The sequence below is a fragment of the Micromonospora sp. NPDC047467 genome, assembly GCF_040643095.1.
GTDB lineage: Bacteria > Actinomycetota > Actinomycetes > Mycobacteriales > Micromonosporaceae > Micromonospora.
On record NZ_JBEYTO010000031.1, the window covers coordinates 1 to 1,895 of the forward strand.

At 71.0% G+C, this 1,895-nt stretch carries 4 protein-coding genes; 2 read left to right on the forward strand and 2 right to left on the reverse strand.

All coding sequences use genetic code 11. From position 1 onward, the window contains the following. Positions 1 to 70 precede the first annotated feature (70 nt). Together ABZ780_RS31680 and ABZ780_RS31685 are read left to right on the forward strand one after the other, a co-directional pair. Positions 71 to 553: a hypothetical protein gene (locus ABZ780_RS31680; protein ID WP_357488433.1), complete on the forward strand. Its 483-nt coding sequence runs from the start codon at positions 71 to 73 to the stop codon at positions 551 to 553. A gap of 79 nt (positions 554 to 632) precedes the next feature. Next, on the forward strand, positions 633 to 1,088 hold the full coding sequence (locus ABZ780_RS31685; RefSeq protein WP_357488435.1) for a hypothetical protein: 456 nt from the start codon (positions 633 to 635) through the stop codon (positions 1,086 to 1,088). Between the two features lie 55 nt (positions 1,089 to 1,143). Here ABZ780_RS31685 and ABZ780_RS31690 read toward each other — a convergent pair whose 3' ends face one another. Then, positions 1,144 to 1,548, reverse strand: a complete 405-nt coding sequence (locus tag ABZ780_RS31690) for a hypothetical protein (protein ID WP_357488437.1) — start codon at positions 1,546 to 1,548, stop codon at positions 1,144 to 1,146. A gap of 133 nt (positions 1,549 to 1,681) precedes the next feature. Then, on the reverse strand, positions 1,682 to 1,895 hold a 214-nt coding region (locus ABZ780_RS31695; protein WP_357488439.1), incomplete at its 5' end, for a helix-turn-helix transcriptional regulator.

The window sequence follows — 1,895 nt, forward strand, 5'->3', positions numbered from 1 at the left end:
CCGCCCCCGACGGGGGCGGGGGCGGAGGCCCGTTCAGCGCATCACTGCAACTCTCAGTCAAGGAGTGAGCATGTCTGCACCTGTCATCGAAGCAGTCTCGGCGAGGACCCTCGTCGACGAGGACTTTTTCACGCGGCTGAGCGCCCGCGTGGCCAAGACACACGGCCTGGACCAGGAGGCGGCCGAGCAGATCACGGAACAGGACCTCGCCAACCTGGCCACCTGCGCCCAGAAGCCGAAGGTGGCACCGTCCCTGTTCATGAGCCGGACCGTGGACCCGGCCTGGCACTCCTTCATGGAGTACACCCACCAGTACGACGACTTCTTTACCTCCCGCGGCTGGCCCAAGGTCCACCACAACCCGTGCGACGGCCACGGCGGCGCGACCTACCCGCCCGCGGCCGAGGTGCTGCCGCTCACCGTGGCGGCGATCGAGGCCGCCGGGTACATGGTCCGCCCGGAGTTGTGGCAGGCCGGCGTGGATTGCGAGGACACGTGCGGTGACGACGGCAAGGGTGGGAACCCGCTGCCGACGTGCGAGCACAGCGTCTGACCTGGGCAAGATCCGGTAGGTGATGTCGGCCCCCGCTCCTACAGTGGCGGGGGCCGGCGCACGAGGAGAGGCGGAACAGATGACGAGAGCGATGTCCGGGCGGGGCCGGATCACGGTCTTCTCTATGCTGCACGGCTGGCCAGGCCACTACTGCGTCCTCGCCTACACGACCGCCGGACGCTTCGGCGATGTTGCGGCCCTCGGTGTCATCCCCATCGAGGGGCTCGAGTTCGAGCCGGGCGACCTCTTCGCGATGGCGGGGCGGCACCAGCCGACCAGCCTGTACGGGCAGCCGCCGGAGCACGCACGCGCGGCCTGGCTCGCCTGCACCGGGTTCTCCGCACGGCTGACGCCGAAGCCAGACACGGTCAACTTCGATGACGCCGCCTGGTCCCTGGACATGACCCAGCAGGTGACGATGGCCAAGCCCATGTACGGGCACGAGCACGTCGCCGCGGGCCGGCTCCGGCTGGAGGACCCCGAGCTGATGGAGCAGGCGCGCGCCGTCTTCCAGGGGCACCTGGCGGGCGCGTAGGCGATCCCGGCCGGCCCCGCTCGTCCGCTCCCCCGTGGCGGATGGGCGGGGTCTCTTAGCTGAGGGCGGCGCGCAGCACCGCGGTGACGTCAGTGTCGGGGTCGGCGGCGAGCAGGACCTCCGTCGCCTGCTGGATCACCTCGTCGCAGGCGTCCGGTGGTGCTGCGGTCAGCACCTGGCGCAGCCATGCGAGGACCTCGCCGGCCTCAGCCGGCGGCGGGGTCTGCCACGGCAGCGGCAGACCGTCGCTGGCGTACGGAGCCGCTGGCAGTCCGACGCGCTCCGGGTGCACGCATACAGGGACGCCGGCCGCGGTGAAGCGGTGGCCGGTCTCCGGGTCGAAGGGGCATGCCCGACTGGGGCGGTCGACGACGTCGAACTTCCCGCCCGGGTGCCTCAGGGACGGGCAGACACCGCACACCGGCCGGCCGTCCGCCGCGAACGCGTCGCGCCCCGTCATCCCTGCACCACCTCGCTGTGATGGGCAGCAAGGTAACCGATGCGAACCGGGCGCCACGCCTCATCCTGAGGAAGCCACCCGGTAGAGGAGGCCTCGCTCGTCCGCTTCCCCCGTGGCGGATGGGCGGGCCTTCCTACCTCACAAGGTCGGCGAGCGGGGTGTCGAGCGCGGCAGCGATGCGAATGAGCGTGTCGACCTTGGGCGAGGCGTGTCCCTGCTCGATGCGGTTCAGGGACTGGCGGTCCATGTCGGCCCGTTCGGCGAGGCGTTCTTGGGTGAGGTTGGCCTCGAGGCGTACGGCGCGGATGCGGTCTCCGATGGCCCGTCGGCGGGCGATGACCCAGTCG

Bases quoted from the DNA above. Each gene is read 5' to 3' on its own strand.
- ABZ780_RS31690 (WP_357488437.1), bottom strand. From the start codon at position 1,548: ATGACGGGGCGCGACGCGTTCGCGGCGGACGGCCGGCCGGTGTGCGGT.
- ABZ780_RS31680 (WP_357488433.1), top strand. From the start codon at position 71: ATGTCTGCACCTGTCATCGAAGCAGTCTCGGCGAGGACCCTCGTCGAC.
- ABZ780_RS31685 (WP_357488435.1), top strand. From the start codon at position 633: ATGACGAGAGCGATGTCCGGGCGGGGCCGGATCACGGTCTTCTCTATG.